General features: G+C 53.8%; 1 pseudogene. It reads right to left on the reverse strand.

Going from position 1 to position 262, the window contains the following annotated elements:
* Positions 1–262: pseudogene (locus ACFCTO_RS12230) on the reverse strand (IS701 family transposase); the annotation flags it as partial.

Genomic DNA, 262 nt, shown 5'->3' on the forward strand with positions numbered 1-262 from the left:
GTATCCTACGGGAACCGCTAAATAGCGGATGAGCGGAGCTTCACCTGCATGCTGGCTCAGGACAGGGACGCTCAGCGTCAGACTGACGAAGCAATGACCGTTCACATAGGGCTTGCCTGTATGGCAGGCGTGGTCATGCAACACAGAAACGGCATCGAACTTCTTGCCGAATTTCGGCACCGTCGTATCATCGACACTGAGGAAGACTGGCTCATTCTGTAAAGCTGCTGGAATCAAGCTGCAAGCCAATTGTGCCGTTTGC

It is taken from the genome of Megasphaera indica (assembly GCF_046614755.1).
GTDB lineage: Bacteria > Bacillota > Negativicutes > Veillonellales > Megasphaeraceae > Megasphaera > Megasphaera intestinihominis.